Source organism: Belliella filtrata, from assembly GCF_022549775.1.
GTDB classification, from domain to species: Bacteria; Bacteroidota; Bacteroidia; order Cytophagales; family Cyclobacteriaceae; genus Belliella; species Belliella filtrata.
This window is the reverse complement of sequence record NZ_JAKZGP010000159.1, coordinates 1-562: the sequence shown is the minus strand read 5'-3', so window position 1 is coordinate 562 and position 562 is coordinate 1. Positions and strand designations below refer to the sequence as shown.

Annotated in this window: 1 protein-coding gene and 1 pseudogene; both read right to left on the bottom strand. The window is 41.5% G+C overall.

The genetic code is table 11. The features are described 5' to 3' along the window. Positions 1–124 precede the first annotated feature (124 nt). A complete protein-coding gene (locus MM239_RS20885) occupies positions 125–325 on the bottom strand; it encodes a DNA-binding protein (protein WP_241350259.1) in 201 nt (66 codons plus the stop codon). 117 nt (positions 326–442) lie between these two features. Further along, positions 443–562, bottom strand: a pseudogene (locus MM239_RS20880) (IS1595 family transposase); the annotation flags it as partial.

Genomic DNA, 562 nt, shown 5'->3' with positions numbered 1-562 from the left:
TGTATTCCTGTCGGACTATTACCAAAAGGTTAGAATCAAAACTTAAAGAACCGCCGTATACCGAACGGTACGTACGGTGGTGTGAGAGGACAGATAGGGAAATAATCCCTATCTTCCTACTCTATTATAGTGCTGCAATACTTTTGAGTTTGGCGGCCTTGATGAAAGCGCCAATGGTGGCGAAGACGTGCGACTTGTTTTCTGGATCCAGATTTTGGATCTCCTTCAGTTTTTTAAGCGTTTCGTTGTCAATGCGCTCATACTCCCCATCCTTGACCAGGTAATCAAGGGTAACGCCGAGGACATCGGCGATCTTGGCGGCCACGTCAATGGAGGGGATGTTTTCGTCCTACTCATACTTGCCGATGAATTTATTCACAAGAGTGCATTGGTTGTAGATCAAATACAATCAATGTAGATTTTAAATATAAACCTAATATGATTATACGCTACTTTGCCAGTAAGGCTGAACTGACGCAATAACAAGTCTATCAAATAGTTTTTCTCCAAAATATCTTCTGTTTAGCCTATAACAGAACTCATCGAGGTAGTTTTGGATATA